The 16,589-nt window shown below is 67.1% G+C and carries 18 protein-coding genes and 2 pseudogenes; 5 read left to right on the forward strand and 15 right to left on the reverse strand.

Features of this window, described 5'->3' with window-relative positions:
* Positions 1-150: 150 nt before the first annotated feature.
* Both ACZZZQ_RS02890 and ACZZZQ_RS02895 read left to right on the forward strand, forming a co-directional pair.
* Positions 151-546, forward strand: a complete 396-nt coding sequence (locus ACZZZQ_RS02890) for a YccF domain-containing protein (protein WP_187250071.1) — start codon at positions 151-153, stop codon at positions 544-546.
* Positions 547-575: 29 nt separating this feature from the next.
* Positions 576-1,037, forward strand: coding sequence for a hemerythrin domain-containing protein (locus tag ACZZZQ_RS02895; RefSeq protein WP_187250070.1), 462 nt, complete (start codon positions 576-578; stop codon positions 1,035-1,037).
* 6 nt (positions 1,038-1,043) lie between these two features.
* Here ACZZZQ_RS02895 and ACZZZQ_RS02900 read toward each other — a convergent pair whose 3' ends face one another.
* Positions 1,044-2,030 carry a glycerophosphodiester phosphodiesterase family protein gene (locus tag ACZZZQ_RS02900; RefSeq protein ID WP_295101096.1) on the reverse strand — a complete coding sequence of 329 codons (987 nt, stop codon included), beginning with the start codon at positions 2,028-2,030 and terminating at the stop codon, positions 1,044-1,046.
* Between the two features lie 87 nt (positions 2,031-2,117).
* On the opposite strand from ACZZZQ_RS02900, the gene ACZZZQ_RS02905 reads away from it, so the two are divergent.
* Both ACZZZQ_RS02905 and ACZZZQ_RS02910 read left to right on the forward strand, forming a co-directional pair.
* Positions 2,118-3,044, forward strand: coding sequence for a Bax inhibitor-1/YccA family protein (locus ACZZZQ_RS02905; RefSeq protein WP_295101094.1), 927 nt, complete (start codon positions 2,118-2,120; stop codon positions 3,042-3,044).
* A 159-nt stretch (positions 3,045-3,203) separates the two neighbouring features.
* Complete coding sequence (locus tag ACZZZQ_RS02910; protein ID WP_053098987.1) at positions 3,204-3,476, forward strand: GlsB/YeaQ/YmgE family stress response membrane protein; 273 nt, start codon at positions 3,204-3,206, stop codon at positions 3,474-3,476.
* 76 nt (positions 3,477-3,552) lie between these two features.
* On the opposite strand, the pseudogene ACZZZQ_RS02915 reads toward ACZZZQ_RS02910, so the two are convergent.
* From ACZZZQ_RS02915 to ACZZZQ_RS02965, 11 genes and pseudogenes are all read right to left on the reverse strand, one after another.
* Positions 3,553-4,841, reverse strand: a pseudogene (locus ACZZZQ_RS02915) (RNA polymerase sigma factor).
* 1 nt (position 4,842) lies between these two features.
* Positions 4,843-5,271: a YciI family protein gene (locus tag ACZZZQ_RS02920; RefSeq protein WP_053098985.1), complete on the reverse strand. Its 429-nt coding sequence runs from the start codon at positions 5,269-5,271 to the stop codon at positions 4,843-4,845.
* A gap of 113 nt (positions 5,272-5,384) precedes the next feature.
* Positions 5,385-6,322: pseudogene (locus tag ACZZZQ_RS02925) on the reverse strand (L-lactate dehydrogenase).
* 81 nt (positions 6,323-6,403) lie between these two features.
* Positions 6,404-7,990: a glutamine-hydrolyzing GMP synthase gene (gene guaA, locus ACZZZQ_RS02930; protein ID WP_053098983.1), complete on the reverse strand. Its 1,587-nt coding sequence runs from the start codon at positions 7,988-7,990 to the stop codon at positions 6,404-6,406.
* Positions 7,987-8,457 (reverse strand): DUF3817 domain-containing protein, encoded by a 471-nt coding sequence (locus tag ACZZZQ_RS02935; RefSeq protein WP_295101086.1) that lies wholly within the window; start codon positions 8,455-8,457, stop codon positions 7,987-7,989. The genes guaA and ACZZZQ_RS02935 overlap by 4 nt, the downstream gene beginning before the upstream one ends.
* A 40-nt stretch (positions 8,458-8,497) precedes the next feature.
* A complete protein-coding gene (locus ACZZZQ_RS02940; RefSeq protein WP_463506855.1) occupies positions 8,498-9,475 on the reverse strand; it encodes a class I mannose-6-phosphate isomerase in 978 nt (325 codons plus the stop codon).
* A complete protein-coding gene (locus ACZZZQ_RS02945; protein WP_463506856.1) occupies positions 9,384-10,667 on the reverse strand; it encodes an ADP-dependent glucokinase/phosphofructokinase in 1,284 nt (427 codons plus the stop codon). Before ACZZZQ_RS02945 ends, ACZZZQ_RS02940 begins: the two co-directional genes overlap by 92 nt.
* 30 nt (positions 10,668-10,697) lie before the next feature.
* Positions 10,698-11,561 carry a ketose-bisphosphate aldolase gene (locus tag ACZZZQ_RS02950; protein ID WP_053098979.1) on the reverse strand — a complete coding sequence of 288 codons (864 nt, stop codon included), beginning with the start codon at positions 11,559-11,561 and terminating at the stop codon, positions 10,698-10,700.
* Between the two features lie 46 nt (positions 11,562-11,607).
* Entirely contained in the window at positions 11,608-12,453 is an 846-nt protein-coding gene (locus ACZZZQ_RS02955; RefSeq protein WP_053098978.1) for a carbohydrate ABC transporter permease, read from the reverse strand.
* 2 nt (positions 12,454-12,455) lie between these two features.
* Positions 12,456-13,379, reverse strand: coding sequence for a carbohydrate ABC transporter permease (locus tag ACZZZQ_RS02960; RefSeq protein WP_053098977.1), 924 nt, complete (start codon positions 13,377-13,379; stop codon positions 12,456-12,458).
* A gap of 83 nt (positions 13,380-13,462) precedes the next feature.
* Positions 13,463-14,758, reverse strand: a complete 1,296-nt coding sequence (locus ACZZZQ_RS02965) for an ABC transporter substrate-binding protein (protein ID WP_056277298.1) — start codon at positions 14,756-14,758, stop codon at positions 13,463-13,465.
* Between the two features lie 249 nt (positions 14,759-15,007).
* Between ACZZZQ_RS02965 and ACZZZQ_RS02970 the strand changes: the two genes are divergently transcribed.
* Positions 15,008-15,814, forward strand: coding sequence for a DeoR/GlpR family DNA-binding transcription regulator (locus ACZZZQ_RS02970; RefSeq protein WP_053098975.1), 807 nt, complete (start codon positions 15,008-15,010; stop codon positions 15,812-15,814).
* 9 nt (positions 15,815-15,823) lie between these two features.
* Here the strand turns inward: ACZZZQ_RS02970 and ACZZZQ_RS02975 are convergent, their stop codons facing one another.
* Genes ACZZZQ_RS02975 through ACZZZQ_RS02985 form a run of 3 tightly spaced genes read right to left on the reverse strand, consistent with a single transcriptional unit; the run spans position 15,824 to position 16,517 of the window.
* Positions 15,824-16,174, reverse strand: coding sequence for a hypothetical protein (locus ACZZZQ_RS02975; protein WP_447647473.1), 351 nt, complete (start codon positions 16,172-16,174; stop codon positions 15,824-15,826).
* Complete coding sequence (locus tag ACZZZQ_RS02980) at positions 16,171-16,311, reverse strand: hypothetical protein (RefSeq protein ID WP_463506857.1); 141 nt, start codon at positions 16,309-16,311, stop codon at positions 16,171-16,173. Before ACZZZQ_RS02980 ends, ACZZZQ_RS02975 begins: the two co-directional genes overlap by 4 nt.
* Positions 16,308-16,517 carry a WXG100 family type VII secretion target gene (locus ACZZZQ_RS02985; protein ID WP_463506858.1) on the reverse strand — a complete coding sequence of 70 codons (210 nt, stop codon included), beginning with the start codon at positions 16,515-16,517 and terminating at the stop codon, positions 16,308-16,310. Before ACZZZQ_RS02985 ends, ACZZZQ_RS02980 begins: the two co-directional genes overlap by 4 nt.
* Positions 16,518-16,589: the final 72 nt, after the last annotated feature.

Consider the following 16,589-nt stretch of genomic DNA (forward strand, 5'->3'; position numbering starts at 1 on the left):
ATCAGTCGGGTAGGACTCCACATCAGCGATCCCGCATGGCCGAACGACGGCGTGCAGGTGCACGGATGGTGAACGACCGGTGGCGGTTCGCCATCGGCCCGGGAGGCCGCGAACAGGCGGATGCTCAGCCGTCGATGCGAGAATCGGCCCGTGCGCACGATCCTCAACATCATCTGGCTGATCTTCGCCGGACTCGCTCTCTTCCTCGGCTACATGCTGGCCGGCATCCTGCTGTGCATTCCGATCGTGACGATCCCCTGGGCCATCGCCTCGTTCCGCATCGCCCGCTACGCGATCTGGCCGTTCGGGCGTGAGATCGTCAGCAAGCCGACCTCCGGAGTCGGCTCGTTCCTCGGCAACGTGCTCTGGGTCATCCTCGCCGGCTGGTGGTTGGCGATCGGACACATCGTCTCCGGCCTCGCGCTCTGCATCACGATCATCGGCATCCCGATGGGCATCGCCGACTTCAAGATGGTGCCCGTCTCGCTGATGCCTCTCGGCAAGGAGATCGTGTCGCGCCGCGGCGCCTTCGACCGCACGCTCTGACCGCGGATGCCGGCTCTAGAATTGCCGGGATGGATGCCGATCGCCTGATCGCCTGGGACGCAGAGCTGCGCCGGGCGCACACGAGACTCCGCGCCGCCCTCGAGGCCACGAGGGAGGCGGTGCAGGACGGTTCGGATGCTCCGGATGCCGCGCGCGAGCTCGCGCTGTTCTGCATCGGCTTCTGCTCGGCCCTCGATGGGCATCATCTGAGCGAGGACCGCGCCCTGTTCCCCGCGCTGCGCGACCAGCACCCGGAACTCGGCGACGTGATCGCCAAGCTGATGCAGGATCACTCGATGCTGGCCCACCTGCTCGGAGGACTCCGCACGGCCGTCGAGAGCGGAGAGGGCAGCGAGACGCTGAAGCGCCACCTCGACGGCATCGGCGCGATCATGGAGTCGCACTTCCGCTTCGAGGAGCGCGAGATCCTCGAGCCGCTGCGAGCGCTCCACCTCGATCGCCCCGTTCCGGACGTGCTCGGCCCGTTCTGATCGAGGTCAGACGCGAAAGAAACCGACCCCGAGGTCGGGGTGATCGACGAAGACCCCGTCGACTCCCGTGCGAGCGATGACGCCCCATTCGGCCTCGTAGTCCCCGTAGGCGCTCTTGCCTCCGTGGCCGCGGAACTCCGCCGAGAGGAAGGCGTTCTCCGGCCGACAGGTCCATGTGAAGACCGTGAGCCCGCGCGCGTGCGCATCGGGGACGATCGAGTTGCCTGCGGCGAGCAGCATGCGCTTGTCGACGCTGATTCCGTCGACCCGGCCGACGAGCGCATCGAGTCCCTGCGGGGTGACGGTGGCCGCATACGTGGGCGCCTGCGTGCCCTGAGCGACGACCAGATCGTACGCGCGTCCCGACGCCTCGATCAGATAGACGTACGACGCCGCGATGCCTCGGGCCCTCAGCTGTCCGAGGATCGTCGACTCGAAGGACTCCACGATCAGCGGCAGCTCGCCCTCGGCCCACCCCGCCGCACGCAGGTCGCGTTCGATCAGCGGCGCGAGGTCGAGGCCGATGCTCGCGAAGTATGTGGCGTGCTTGACCTCGAGCACCACGCCGATCTCGCGTCCGTACTCGACCGAGCCGGCGCGGACGATGTCGAGCACGTCGGTCAACCGCAGGATCGCCTGCGAACCGTCGAAGCTCGCGCTCGACACGCGCACCTTCGGAAGGCGCTCCCGGCTGCGCAACGTCGTGAGCTCATCCCAGGTGAAGTCCTCGGTGAACCAGCCGGTGAGGGCCTCGCCGTCGACGCGCTTGGTCGTCTTCCGGTCGGCGAACTCCCGGTGCTCGGCCACATCCGTGGTGCCGGAGATCTCGTTCTCGTGCCGCACGATGAGCACGCCGTCCTTCGTGGCGACGACGTCGGGTTCGACCGCATCGACCCCCATCGCGAGGGCGAGCTCGTATGACGAGCGACTGTGTTCCGGACGATAGCCGGGCGCACCGCGATGCCCGATCACGAGAGGCGATTTCCTGGGCACGCTCTCAGCGTAGAACACCCTGATGACCTGCCCTTCCGGGTATCGTGGAGGAAAGCGACCTACAACCCACTTTGGAGTGAGGCCCACATGAGCAACTTCGCCTTCAACAACCCGGCGTTCCAGCAGCAGGATCCGCGCAACGTCGCGACCTACCCGGGTGCCCCGCAGGGAGCGCAGGGGGCGCAAGCCGCGTCGTTCCAGCACGGCACCATGGACGCCGCGGCGAACGCACAGCTGGAGGGCATGTACGCGGCTCCCCCGGCCGGCGCGATCGAGACCGACCGCATGTCCGTCGAGGACACCGTCTGGAAGACCGCCGGACTCTTCGCCATCCTGCTCGTCACCGCCGCCGTCGGCTGGTTCCTGACTCTGGGCGGCGTCGCCGCTCCCGAGCTGAACCCCTACAACCGCTTCGAGCCGAACCTCATGCCGTGGATCGTCGGCGCACTCGGCGGCTTCGTGCTCGCGATGGTCATCACGTTCACCTCGCGCAAGAAGGTCCGCCCCGCGCTGATCTTCGCCTACGCCGCATTCGAGGGCCTCTTCGTCGGCGGCATCTCGGCGTTCTTCGAGGTCATGTGGCCCGGCATCGTCGTGCAGGCCACGCTCGCCACGGTCTCGGTCGTCGGCGTGACCCTCGCTCTCTTCGCCAGCGGCAAGGTCCGCGCGTCGAAGAAGGCCACCAAGATCTTCATGATCGCCATGGTCGGCTACCTCGTGTTCTCGCTGCTGAACCTCGTGCTCATGTGGACCGGCGTCCTCCCCCAGGGACAGGCGTTCGGCCTCTACAGCGCTGAGATCTTCGGCATCCCGCTCGGTCTGATCATCGGCGTCCTGGTCGTCATCATGGCGGCCTACTCGCTGGTCCTCGACTTCGACCAGATCCAGCAGGGCGTGCGCAACGGCGCTCCCCGCAAGTACGGCTGGCTCGGCGCCTTCGGCATCATGGTCACGGTCGTCTGGCTCTACGTCGAGATCCTGCGCATCATCGCGATCGTCCGCGGCAACAACTGACCGCGAACCGCCTCACTCAGAGGCCCGTCCCTTCGGGGGCGGGCCTCTTGGCATATCCGAGGCCTCCAGCGCAAGGGGTTGGCTGATAATCAGCTGAGAGGGCACAGTGGATCACACGAGCCTTGGCACCCCAGGGCTCACGAAACAAAGGAGCTGAACATGAGCTTTCTCGGATTCCTTCTTCTCGGCCTCATCGCCGGAGCCATCGCGAAGCTGATCCTTCCCGGCAAGCAGGGTGGCGGATGGTTCATCACCCTCCTCCTCGGCGTCGTCGGCGCCCTCCTCGGCGGCTGGCTCGGAAGCCTGATCCTGAACCGTCCTCTCACGGAGTTCTGGGACCTGGGCACGTGGCTCCTCGCCATCGGCGGCTCGATCATCGTGCTGCTGATCTACGGCCTGATCGTCAACCGCGGCAGCAAGGCCCGCAGCTGACCTCATAGCAAACAGGAAACCGCCCTCTTCCCCAGCGACGCTGGTGAAGAGGGCGGTTTCTCTGTGTGCCGTCTGGTCAGCGCGCGTCGGCCTTGGCCTGCAGCAGCGCCCGCTCCCTGTCGTTGCCTGCGAGCGCTGCGGCGACGGCGAACTCGCTGCGCGCCTCCTCCGCGCGACCGAGTCGCAGCAGCAGTTCCCCCGCGTCGCGGGCAGCAGGTGGTAACCGGCCAGCGCACCCGAGGCGCCGAGCCGGTCGATGATCTGCAGAGCGGATGCCGGGCCCGTCGCCATCGCGACGGCAGCCGCCCGGTTGAGCTCCACGACCGGCGAGGGAGCGATCCGACCGAGCGCCTCGTACAGGAGCACGATCCGCTCCCAGTCGGTGTCGTCGACGGACGCGGCTGTCGCATGGCATTCCGCGATCCCCGCCTGAAGGCCGTAGGGGCCGCGACCCGAGCCGAGTGCGTCAGCGGCCGCGAGCGCAGCACGTCCCCGCGCGATGCGGCTGCGATCCCAGCGACGACGGTCCTGGTCGGACAGGAGCACCGGTTCGCCGTGGGCATCGATCCGGGCGGGGAACCGCGCGGCGGTGAGCTCCATCAGGGCCAGCAGGCTGTGCACGTCGCGCTCGCGCGGCATCAGCGCGGCCAGCACCCGCGTGAGTCTGATCGCCTCGAGACTCAGCTCGGGGCGCATCCAGTCGGGACCGCTGCTCGCGGCGTGCCCCTCGTTGAAGATCAGGTAGAGCACGCCCAGGATCGCTCCCAGGCGCTCTGCGTGCTCCTCCCGTGGTGGCATCTCGAACGGGACCTGCGCCGCACCGAGAGTCTTCTTGGCCCGCACGATGCGCTGCTGCACGGTCGCCGTCGGCACGAGGAACGCCCGGGCGATCTCCTCGCTCGACAGGCCGCCCACCACGCGGAGGGTGAGCGCCACCTGCGCCTCGCGCGAGAGCACCGGGTGGCACGAGATGAAGATCAGCCGCAGCACGTCGTCGTCGACCGCATCCGGGTCCCAGGGCGGCGCGTCTGCGGCATCCGCCTGCTCTCGCTCGAGGTCGTGGGCGAGCACGGCCATCCTGTCGTCGAGACGTTCGCGGCGCCGCCAGCCGTCGATCGCCTTGCGCTTCGCGACCGCCGTGAGCCAGGCGGCGCCGTTGCGCGGCACGCCCTCGACCGGCCACTGCCGCAGGGCATCGAGCAGCGCCTCCTGCGCGAGGTCCTCGGCGAGGCCGAAGTCGCCGACCACACGCGTCAGGGTCGCGACGATCTTCGCCGACTCGATGCGCCACACGGCGGCGACGGCCCGCCGCACGCCCTCGTCGGGTGCGTGGCGGACCGTCTCGCGGTGTGCGGAGTCGGTCATCTCACTGCTGGGCGCGACGCGCCTCTTCCTCTTCGCGCCAGCCCTTCTCCTTCTCGATCCACTCGTTGTCGGCCGGGAAGTCGGACTCGTCGGTCACGCGCCGCACCTCGAGGAACGACCCCTTGCCGAGGGGAGCCCTGCTCGCCCACTCCGCCGCCTCTTCACGACTGGATACCTCGAGGATCCAGAAGCCGTTGAACAGCTCCTTCGTCTCTCCGTAGGGGCCGTCGGTGATGAGAGGCTTCTCGGCGCTGAAGTCGACGACGAATCCCTCCGCCGCGTCGCTGAGGCCCTCGCCCGCAGCCAGCACGCCGGCCTTGATCATCGACTCGTTGTACTTGCCCATCGCCTCGATGACCTGCTCGAACGGCATCTCCTTGTACGCCTCGACCGCTTCGTCGTTCGAGCGCATGATCAGCATGTACTTCATGGTGTTCTCCTCGGTGGTGGGGCCGCCTGTCGACCCTCTCATTGAAGACGTCGAACGAAGGTGCCGCAGATCGACATCTCCGCGAAAAAACTCTGGGATTCTCCGATGGCCGTTCAGTCGAGCTCGTCGACCGCAGCCCGGATCGCGTCGGCCGAGGCCCGCAGCAGTGCGAATTCGTGCTCGCTCATGGGCGTCTCGGCCAACGGCACGGCCCCGGCAGCGCCCACCACCGAGGGCACCGACAGCGCGACACCGCGAAGCCCGTATTCGCCGTCGAGCACCGTCGCGACCGGAAGCACCGCCCGCTCGTCGTGCAGCACTGCCTCGGCGATGCGGGCGCAGCTGACGCCGATCGCGAGATTCGTGGCTCCCTTGCCGCGGATGACGGCATAGGCCGCATCGCGCACCTCGACGGCGATGCGGTCGAGCTCGTCGACGGTGAACGGCTCATCGGAGGGCCAGTCGAGAATCGGCACCGAGCCGATGGTCGCGTTCGACCAGAGCGGGAACTCCGTGTCGCCGTGCTCGCCCACGATGTCGGCGTGCACGCTCGCGGTGCTCACATTCGCGCGATGCGCGAGCCGCCAGCGCAGACGCGACGTGTCGAGCACGGTTCCGGATCCGAAGACGCGATGCGGCGGCAGGCCCGAGACACGCTGGGCGACGACCGTCATCACATCGGCCGGATTCGTGACGATGATGAAGACGGCGTTCGGCGCGCGCTCGACGAGCTGGGGCATGAGCTTCTCGAGCAGACGAGCGTTGATGCCCGAGAGCTCCATGCGGGTCTGTCCCGGCTGCTGCTTCGCTCCGGCGGTGACGACGATCACGTCGCTGCCCTCGACGACGGCGAGGTCGGAGCCGCCGCTCACGGCCGCGGAGGTGAACTGCGTCCCGTGCGCGAGATCGAGCACCTCGGCATCCACCTTGTCGGTGGCGATGTCGTAGAGCGCGACCTCGGCCGCACTCCCCGGATCAGCGCCGCATACGCGACGCTGACGCCCACACTGCCTGCACCGATCACCGTGATCTTCGTCCGCGCCTTGGTCATACGCTCATCCTGCCCGAAATAACGCGAACGGGCACGGACCGTGATGGTCCGTGCCCGTTCGAGATCAGGTGAGCGAGACGCTCACTCCCATTCGATGGTCCCCGGCGGCTTCGACGTCACGTCGAGCACGACGCGGTTGACGTCGCGCACGCCGTTGGTGATCCGGTTGGAGATCTTGGCCAGCACGTCATAGGGCAGGCGTGTCCAGTCGGCGGTCATGGCGTCTTCACTCGACACCGGACGCAGCACGATCGGGTGGCCGTAGGTGCGTCCGTCGCCCTGCACGCCGACCGAGCGGACGTCGGCGAGGAGAACGACCGGGCACTGCCAGATGTCCTGGTCGAGTCCGGCCTTGGTGAGCTCCTCGCGAGCGATGGCATCGGCCTCGCGGAGGATCTCGAGGCGGTCCTGCGTGACCTCGCCGATGATACGGATTCCGAGGCCGGGGCCGGGGAACGGCTGGCGCCCGACGATGGCCTCGGGGATGCCGAGCTCGCGGCCGATCGCACGGACCTCGTCCTTGAACAGCGCGCGCAGCGGCTCGATGAGCTCGAAGTCGAGGTCATCGGGCAGCCCGCCGACGTTGTGGTGCGACTTGATGTTCGCGGTGCCTGCACCGCCGCCCGACTCGACGACGTCGGGGTAGAGCGTGCCCTGCACGAGGAACTTGACCGGGGCGCCGCCCGAGGCCTTCGCCTCGGCGACGAGGTCGAGCTGCACCTTCTCGAAAGCGCGGATGAACTCGCGCCCGATGATCTTGCGCTTCTCCTCGGGGTCGGTGACGCCCTCGAGGTGACCGAGGAAGACATCAGCCGCGTCGACCGTGATCAGACGCACGCCGGTCGACTCGACGTAGTCCTTCTCGACCTGCTCGCGCTCGCCCTTGCGGAGAAGGCCGTGGTCGACGAACACCGCGGTCAGCTGGTCGCCGATCGCCTTGTGCACGAGCGCGGTCGAGACCGCCGAGTCGACACCGCCGGAGAGGGCGGAGATGACGCGGGCGTCACCGACCTGCTCGCGGATGCGCTCGACCTGCTCGGCGATCACGTTGTCGCTGTTCCAGTCGGAGGCGAGCCCGGCTCCCTTGTGCAGGAAGTTCTCGAGCACCTGCTGTCCGTGGTCGGAGTGCTTGACCTCGGGATGCCACTGCACACCGTAGAAGCCGCGCTCCTCGTTCGCGAACGCCGCGACCTTCGTCGCGTCGGTCGTGGCGAGCACGTCGAACCCCTCGGGCGCCTTGGCGACCTGGTCGCCGTGGCTCATCCAGACGTTCTGCGCTGCCGGCTGGCCGCCGAGCAGCGTGCCGCCGTCGCCGGAGATGACGGCATCCGTCGCGCCGTACTCGCGAAGCCCGGTGTTCGCGACCTCGCCGCCGAGCGTCTGCGCCATGTACTGGAAGCCGTAGCAGATGCCCAGCGTGGGCACTCCGAGGTCGAACACGGCCGGGTCGAGGCGCGGGGCGCCCTCTTCGTAGACCGACGACGGACCACCCGAGAGGATGATGGCGACGGGGTTCTTCTCGGCGATCTCGGCGGCCGTGGCGGTGTGCGGCACGATCTCGCTGTAGACACCCGCCTCACGCACTCGGCGGGCGATCAGCTGCGCGTACTGCGCGCCGAAGTCGACGACGAGCGCGGGGCGCTGCTGGGTCTCGGACTGTTCGGTCACCGGACACCTTCCGTGGCAGGGGCGGGGGCCGCGGCGGCCTCCCGGGAAGCGAGGTAGGCCTTGACATCGCGGGCGACGATGGCCTCCATGAAGAACGACAGCAGCGGGATGACGCCGCCGAGCGCGAGCAGGATGAAGCGCAGGAACGGCCAGCGCATCAGGCTCCACATCCGGAAGCACGCGAAGAGGTAGACGACGTAGAACCAGCCGTGCGCGACGAGGATCGAGAGCGAGATGTTGAGTCCGTCGCCGGTCGATTCGAGGCCCTCGGGTCCCTCGACCACGGGTGCGAACCACAGCAGACCGCCGGATCCCCCTGCGAAGAGCTCGAGTCGGATCGGCGTGTACTTCAGCACCATCTCGGCGACCAGCAGGAGCAGCATGATTCCGGTGATGATCGACGCGATCTGGTAGAACTTCAGCGCACCACGGATCGCCGGAAAGCTGGCGACTTTCGGTTCGGGCATGGCTCCAGTCTAGCCGGGGAGAGTCCGCGTCGATTCCGAGTCAGGGCGCGGGCGGGCGGGCGACGAGAAGCTCGCCCGCGCCCGTCGCCTCGAGCACCCCGGCCGCGTCCGGCACGAGCAGCGAGGAACCGATGCGGAGTCTCCGTCCGTCGATCTCGATGTCACCGCCGCTCACGATCACGATCGAGAAGCCGCGACCGACGACGGTCGAGCCGTCGACGGGGATCCGCTCGAGTCGGAAGTACTCGTCCGCGGCGGCTGGAAAGACGGAACCGGAATCGGGGGCGGTTCCGATCAGCGCATCCAGGTCGGCCGCCGAACGCCCACGGGTGTTCACCGCGGCGAGCGCCAGCTCGAAGCCGAGGCCGAGATGCCCGGCCTCGGCACCGTCGATCGCGAAGCCGTCCCACTCGAGAAGGATCGACAGATCTTCGGGCTGCTGGAGTTCGAGCAGCAGGATTCCGGCGCCGATCGCGTGCAGTTCGCCCGGCGGCACCCAGACGACGTCGCCCGCAGCGACCTCCACCTCGTGCAGCAGACCGAGCAGTGCGTCCACGTCCTGCCGATCCACGAGGTCGGCGAGCGCCGCGGCATCGACGTCCTCCCGAAGTCCCACATGCACCGTGCCGCCCTGCAGCATGTACCACGCCTCTGCCTTGCCGTGTGCTCGACCGAGATGCGTCGCTGCGAAGTCGTCGTGCGGGTGCGCATGCACCGGCAGTCGCTGCCCCGCGTCCAACAGCTTCACGAGCAGTCGTGTGTCCGCACCCCACCGTGCGACGTGGGCATCGCCCAGCCAGGCCGTCGGATCGTGCTCGATCGCGTCACGCAGCACGCGGCCGTCCGGGAGCGTGGTGAGCCCGAGCAGGGGCTCGCCGTTGACCGTGGTCGTCGAGCCGATCCAGTCCTCCGGCTCGCGGGGAGCGTCACTGGCTTCGCCGCGGAAGGCGCTGATGCGCGCACCGCCGCGGTAGAAGCGCTCGGCGGGCCGGTTGGACGGCAGCAGGATCGGGTTCACACGTTCTCCTTCGATCGCACGGCTCCGGCGAGGAAGCCGCCGACGAACGTGTCGCCGAGTCCGACGGTCGTCGGGGTGGCGACGTCGAGCGAGAATGCGGCGACCCCGGCGGAACCGGGCAGACCGGCCTCGACAGCGGCGACGAGCGCCTCCCCTCCCCGTGGCGGGGCATCGCATCGGTGTCGTCGACGTCCGCGGCGGTCAGGCCGTCACCCACGCGGTAGCGGGTGGCGGCGACGCGGACGGCGGAGTCGAGGGCGGCACCGTGCCGGGCGGCATCCGGTCCGATGGCGATCGCCCAGTAGCGGGTGTGTACGACGAGTGCCCGCGCGGGGATGATCGCGTGCACCGCGCGGAGGGCGCGGATGACGTCGTCGGTGTCGAGGAGGTTCACCGCGCGTCCGAGGTACTCCTGCAGCTCATCCTCGTTCATGCCGTAGACATGGATCTGCGGCAGCAGACGGCGGCGCACGGTGTCGGCGAAATCGCGCGTGTAGAAGCCCGCGTCCTCGTAGTAGACGAGCGCGTCGTCGGGGAGGCTGCGCATCGCGCCCTGCACCTCGGCGAGCCGGAGCTCCAGCAGGTCGTGATCCTGCATCGTGTTGAATCCCGAGACGAGGAAGACGCCCGCGTCGGCCAGCGTCGTCGGCAGATCGGTGGCGAGCAGCATCCTCCGGTTCGGCGGATCGTTCGCGAAGATCAGCCGATTGGGCGCGGGCGACAGGACGTCGCCGTCCGTGAGGCGCACGTGCGCGCCGACCGGATACTGCACGATCAGATGCGGGTCGAGGGTGTCCTCGGTCGCCGAGCAGATGTAGGAGATCGTGTCCGGCAGCAGACGACGGACGTTGTCGTCGATGCTGACGAGGTGCTGCACGCTCGGGATGCCGAGGGCGTCGAGCACGAGCCCCGCTCGCACACCGGTGCCACCGAGCGTGATCGCGTGCTCGAAGTGCGACACGAAGTCCTCGATCACCTCGGACGAGGCGACGAAACGCTCCGCCCCGGTCCCCGAGGCGACGAACGCGAGTACCGCCACCAGCAACGACCGTTCGTCGGTGATCGGCGCCGTGGTGGTGAGCTCGTGCCGCCGCACTCCGTGCGCGTGCGCCAGCCTGTCGAACACCGACGAATCCCACTTCAGCTCGTAGTCGACGGTGCCGCCGAGTCCGAGTACGAGAGTTCTGCCCACGTCGCCGATCATCCTTCCGAGATCCGGGATTCAGTACAGCGACGCCTTGCCGTCCGCACCGAACAGCTCGATCTTCTCAGCAGCGGTGGCTTTCATGGCCTCGAGCGCCGCCGGCTGGATCGCGTTCGGCTCGCGCAGACGCTGATCGGTGCCGAGGATCTCGCGCATGCGGTTGTGGTACGAGACCTTGATGTCGCTCGAGATGTTGATCTTGTTCACACCCAGCTCGACGGCGCGGCGGAGTTCCGCATCCGGGTTCGAGGATCCGCCATGTAGCACGAGCGGGATGCCGACCGCGGCCTTGATCTGCTCGAGCAGGTCGTGACGCAGCTCAGGGTTCTTGTCGCTCGGGTACAGGCCGTGCGACGTGCCGATCGCGATGGCGAGACTGTCGACGCCTGTCTCCTCGACGAAGCGCACCGCGTCTTCCGGGTTCGTGTAGATGATCTCGGCCGCTCCCGACTCGCCGTAGCTGTCGTTGGCGCCGATCGTGCCGAGTTCGCCCTCGACCTGGATGCCGACGGCATGCGCCGCGTCGACCACCTTGCGCGTGAGCGCGACGTTCTCGTCGAACGGCAGCAGCGATGCGTCGATCATGACCGAGGTGAAGCCGGCCTTGATGGCCGAGATGATCTCCTCGTAGCTTCCGCCGTGGTCCCAGTGGATCGCGACGGGCACGCTCGACCGGTGGGCGCGGGCGTGCATCGCGGGGATGAGGTCGGTGGTGATGTGCGACACCTCGTCGGGGTGGATCGCGATGATGACCGGAGCGGCCTTCTCCTCGCTGATGTCCATGATTCCGTTGAACATCGCCCAGTCGCTGATGTTGAACGCCGGGATGGCGAAGTTGTTGGCATTGGCGACATCGAGGATGGATTTGCCGGTGTAGAGCACGTGATTTCTCCTGTTTCGTGGTGGTCGTGGATCCGTCGGGACGACGTCAGCTCTTCACGGACCCCGCCGTGAGACCGCTGATGAAGTACCGCTGGAAGATGAGGAAGAGAATGAGGACCGGGATCGAGCCGAGCACGCTCATCGCCATGATCTGGTTCCACTCGTACGAGTGCTGCCCCATGAGCAGCTGGATGCCGATGGGCACCGTGCGCATGTCGATCGTGCGGGTGAGGGTGAGAGCGAAGAGGTACTCGTTCCACGCGATCATGAACGTGTAGATGCCGACGGACACGATCCCGGGGATCGAGATCGGCACGAGGATGCGCCACAGGGCGGTCATGGATCCGGCGCCGTCGACGCGGACGGCCTCGTCGAGCTCCTTGGGGAGGGTGTTGAAGTAGCCGGTCATCATGATGATCGCGTAGGGCAGCGTGAACACCATGTAGGTGAGGATCAGCCCGAGGTACGAGTTGTACAGCCCGAGCGCCACCATCAGACCGAAGTACGGGATCAGCAGGGTGATGGGTGGTACGGCCTGCACGCTGACGATGACAACGTTGAGGATGCGCTTGCCCCGGAAGTCGAACCGGCTGAACGCGTACGCCGCCTGGATCGCGACGAGGAGGGTGAGGATCGTGACGGAGCCCGCGACGACGTAGCTGTTGAAGAAGAACCGCATCGTCTCGGGGTTCGTGAAGATCGCGATGTAGGCGTCGAACGAGAACGTGTCGGTGACCAGACGAGGAGGCAGTTCGAAGATCTGCGTGTTCGACTTGAACGAGCTCGACAGCATCCACAGCACGGGCCCTGCGGCGAACACCGCTCCGAGGATGAGGCCGATCATGACCCCGGTCTTGGCGACGCGGCGCTGGTTCTGCACGGTGAGAGCCATGGTCAGTCCCTCGCTTTCTGGTGACGGACGTAGAAGACGGCGAGCACCATCGACATGAGCAGGACCAGCACAGCGGAGGTCGCCGCGAGCGAGAAGTCGTACTTCGCGAAGGCGAGCTTGTAGGTGAAGGTGCTGAGCACCTCGGTCACGTCGATCGGTCCGCCACCCGTGGTCATCCAGATGAGCGCGAACTGCTGCGACGTCCAGATCAGGTCGAGCAGCACGAGGCTGACGATGATGGGACGCAGCTGCGGGATGGTGACGTTCCAGAAGCGCTGCACGGCACCCGCGCCATCGACGGTGGCAGCCTCGTTCAGCTCATTCGGGATGCCCTGGAGGCCGGCCAGCAGGCTGACCATGAAGAAGGGGTATCCCGCCCAGATGTTGATGAAGATGATGGTGCCGAGCGCGAGCTGCGGCGATGCGAGCCATTCGATGTCGGTGTTGAGCAGGAAGTTCACCACACCGTTCGGGGCCAGCAGCATCCGCCACAGCACGGCGATCACGGCGACCGTGAACAGCCACGGCAGCACGTACAGGGCCCGGAAGAAGGACCGTGAGAACCGACCGAGCAGCGGGCTGTTGAGCATCATCGCGAAGGCGAGACCGAGCACCAGGTGCGCCACCACGCTGGTCACTGTGAAGAGGATGGTGTTGCCCGTCGCCTTCCAGAAGCGCGGATCCGACAGGATCTCGACGTAGTTGCCGATGCCGACGAACTCGGGCGACTTGTTCAGGATCACGTTGTCCTGGAACGAATAGCCGATCACCATGACGATCGGCACGATCATCAGCACGAACAGCAGGATGATGGTCGGCGAGAGGAAGGCGTACGACTCGGTCGTCTTGCGCAGCTGCCGTCGGCGACGCGACAGCGCGACTCCGGTGACGATCACCTCGGTGTCGTCGGACGTTCTCAGGCTCATGGGAAGCGTGGCTCCTTGGTTGGTCGGGTGCCGCATCGCATCGGGAGCGATGCGGCACCCCGTTCAATGCGGGTCGTGGGAGATCAGAACTCCGCGACCCACGCGTCCTGCGCCTTCTTGAGCGCGTCGTCGATCGACTGCTGACCGTCGAAGGCCGACTGCAGCTGCTCGCCGAGCTGACGCATCAGCTCCTCCGCCACGGGGAGCCCGGTGAACTCGTTCGCCGGGTAGCCCGCCTGGTAGATCTCGAACGCCGTCTTGAACAGCTCATCGTCCTCGACGAACCCGGGGACCGACTTCGAGTTGCCGGGGAACGCGTTCGCCATCGTCGAGAGCTCCGAGTTGGTCTGCTCGCTCATGAGGAACTCGACCAGCTTGAATGCCGCCTCCTTGTGCTCCGAGTTCTCGGCGACGCCGATGCCCCAGGATGCGTAGGGGATGCCGCGCTCGCCGTCGTATCCGTCCTCGGCCGGCAGCGCCGAGATCGAGAACTTCAGATCGGGGTTCGTCTCGCGGATCAGGTTGATGTGCGCGAGCGAGTCGATCATCATGCCGACACGACCGTTGGTGAACTCCTCGACCTTGTCCTGCTCCTTCATCGTGAAGGAACCGGAGGCGATCGAGCCGTCATCCCACATGCCGCCGATGAAGTCCACCGCCGACGTCACATCGTCGTTCGTCAGATCGGGCTGACCGTCTTCGAGCATCGAGCCTCCGGAGGCCCACACCCACGACATGACGTCGTTCTGCACGCCGTTCGGCGCTTCCAGGGAGAGCGGGAGCACCCAGCCCGACACGTCGCCGCCGAGCGCCGAGACCTTCGATGCCGCGTCGGCGAACTCCGTGCGCGTGGCCGGCGGGGCGGTGACGCCCGCATCTGCCAGCAGCGTGTCGTTGGTGAACATCGGGTAGACGAAGTTCACCACCGGGATCATGTATGTGCTGTCGTCGACCTGGATCTGGCTCGCCAGCTCGCTGTCGTCGTAGTCGTACTCCTCCATGAGTGCGGTGAGGTCTGCGATCACTCCCTGAGAGGCGAAGTCGTTGACCCACGCGCCGTCGAGGCCGACGACGTCCGGCATGGTGCCGGAGGCCGCTCCCGCGAACAGCTGCTCCTTGGTCGATGCGTACGGTCCGCTCACGAGCTTGACCGTGACGCCCGGGTTGGCGTCCTCGAATTCGTCGATGAGCGCCCGGAACTCACCGTCGGGGAGCTCGGGCTCCCACCACTGGGCGAACTCGATGGTGACGTCTCCGCCATCCCCTCCATCGGTTCCGCTGTCGCCTGCCGCGCACCCTGCCACGGCCAGGACTGTCACGGCTGCTGTCGCTGCGCCGGCGAGCTTCAGAATGCGTCGCCCTCGCCCCACTGTGATCATCACTTCTCCTCTTCGAGATCGTGCCGCATTCGCGCTTCAATGCTTGTTCATGCGGTTTTGAGCAATGTTATGCCGTAGTTTGCGAGATCGTCAAGCATTCTCTGCATCTATTTCGACTTGTAACTACAGATTTCACGACTGTACCCGCATTGTCACGGCGAAAACCAAGTTGGTCGCGTGGATACGTCGGATGCCGATCTCTGCCGAAGTCTGCCGGTTTATCTGCGCACCTGTGCTAGAGATGTCTGCATGGAAGCAACTCCGTCGCCCAAGCGTCGACTCCCCGCCGGCCGCAAAGCCGACCTCGCCGCCTACGTCGAACAGGTCGGCGAAGTGACCGTCGGAGGTCTCGCAGAGCACTTCCACGTCTCCATCGACACGATCCGTCGGGACCTCGATCAGCTCGACCGAGAGGGCGTCGTCATCCGCACCCACGGCGGAGCGGTCAGCGCCGAGGGGCAGCTCAAGGACCGGGCGCTCGACGTCCGTCTCCGGCTGCAGACGGAGGAGAAGGAGACGATCGCGCGTCTCGCGGCGGGACTCATCGACGACGGAGCGGTTGTGATGCTCAACGCCGGAACGACGACGCTGGCTCTCGCTCGGGCGCTTCGCAACCATCGCGACCTGACGATCGCCACGAACAACCTGCGGATCCCCGCGGAGATCTCGCCATCCGCCTTCCGCGACCTCTACGTGTTCGGCGGGGCCGTGCGGGCGATCACCCAGGCCACCACCGGACCCGTCGCGTTCATGATGACCCCGGGCGGCCCGGAAGTGGACATCCGCTGCGATCTGGCACTGATCGCCGTGGGCGCCATCGACGAGGCCGGGTTCTCGACGTCGAACATGGGGGACGCGAACATGATGGCCGAGATGATCCAGCGGGCCGAGCGCACCGCGATCCTTGCCGACTCGTCGAAGTTCGGCCGACGACTGTTCGCTCAGGTCACCACGCTCGACCGAGCCGACTACCTGGTGACGGATTCGTCTCCGGCCCCGGCCTTCGCCGCCGCTCTCGCGCAGGCAGAGGTCGAGGTCATCAGCCCCTCAGCCTGACCGCTCTCGTCATCGGGAGGCGACCGGGCCACCGGGGGTGGGGGGAACAGCCGCGATCAGGCGCGACCCGGTGATCGCGGCGGCGACGATCGCCGCCGTGCCGGCGACCGGCAGCAGGGCGAGCGCGAACGCCGCGCTCGCCCCGAAGGCGAACGAGAAGACCAGGAACGCCGCCCAGGCGACCACGCCGACTCCGACCCACATCCACTGCATCCTGGTCGTCGCTGTGCGAAGTGCCGTGGCCGTGATCGGTCGCCCGTGATGGATGACGTTCTCCGTCCATTGGCGACCGTCCCACCACCTCTGGGTGCGTCGATGGACGTCGTACCAGCCCGGCGCAACGGGTCCGCCGCCGCTCATGAGGCGAACGAGGGCTGGGGCCACGAGGGCAGGGCGGTGGACGAGAGAACCCCCGAGAGCACGGATGCGCGAGACTCCGAGTCGCCTCGTCCGATGACAGCGTCGATGCGGGCGGTCAGGTCGTCTGAGGGAGTCATGCGTCGAGACTGTAGGCATGGTCCGCTTGCCACTGGGCGTGCCGACTCTCGTAGGCGTCTGCGGCTTCGCCGTCCCAACCTGCGAGCATCAGCTGCGAAGCGCTGTCGAGAGCGGCACCCTCGGCCCGCAGATCGGAAAGCGACCCGAGCAGGACATCGATCATGGTCTGGATCTGGTCGAAATCGACCTCGACTGCTACCCCCATGCCAGCACCATGACATCCCTCCTCCGCGCTGCAACGCGGCACCCTGACGAACCACGGGAACGACGAAGGCCG

The sequence above is a fragment of the Microbacterium sp. AC132 genome (assembly GCF_979258525.1).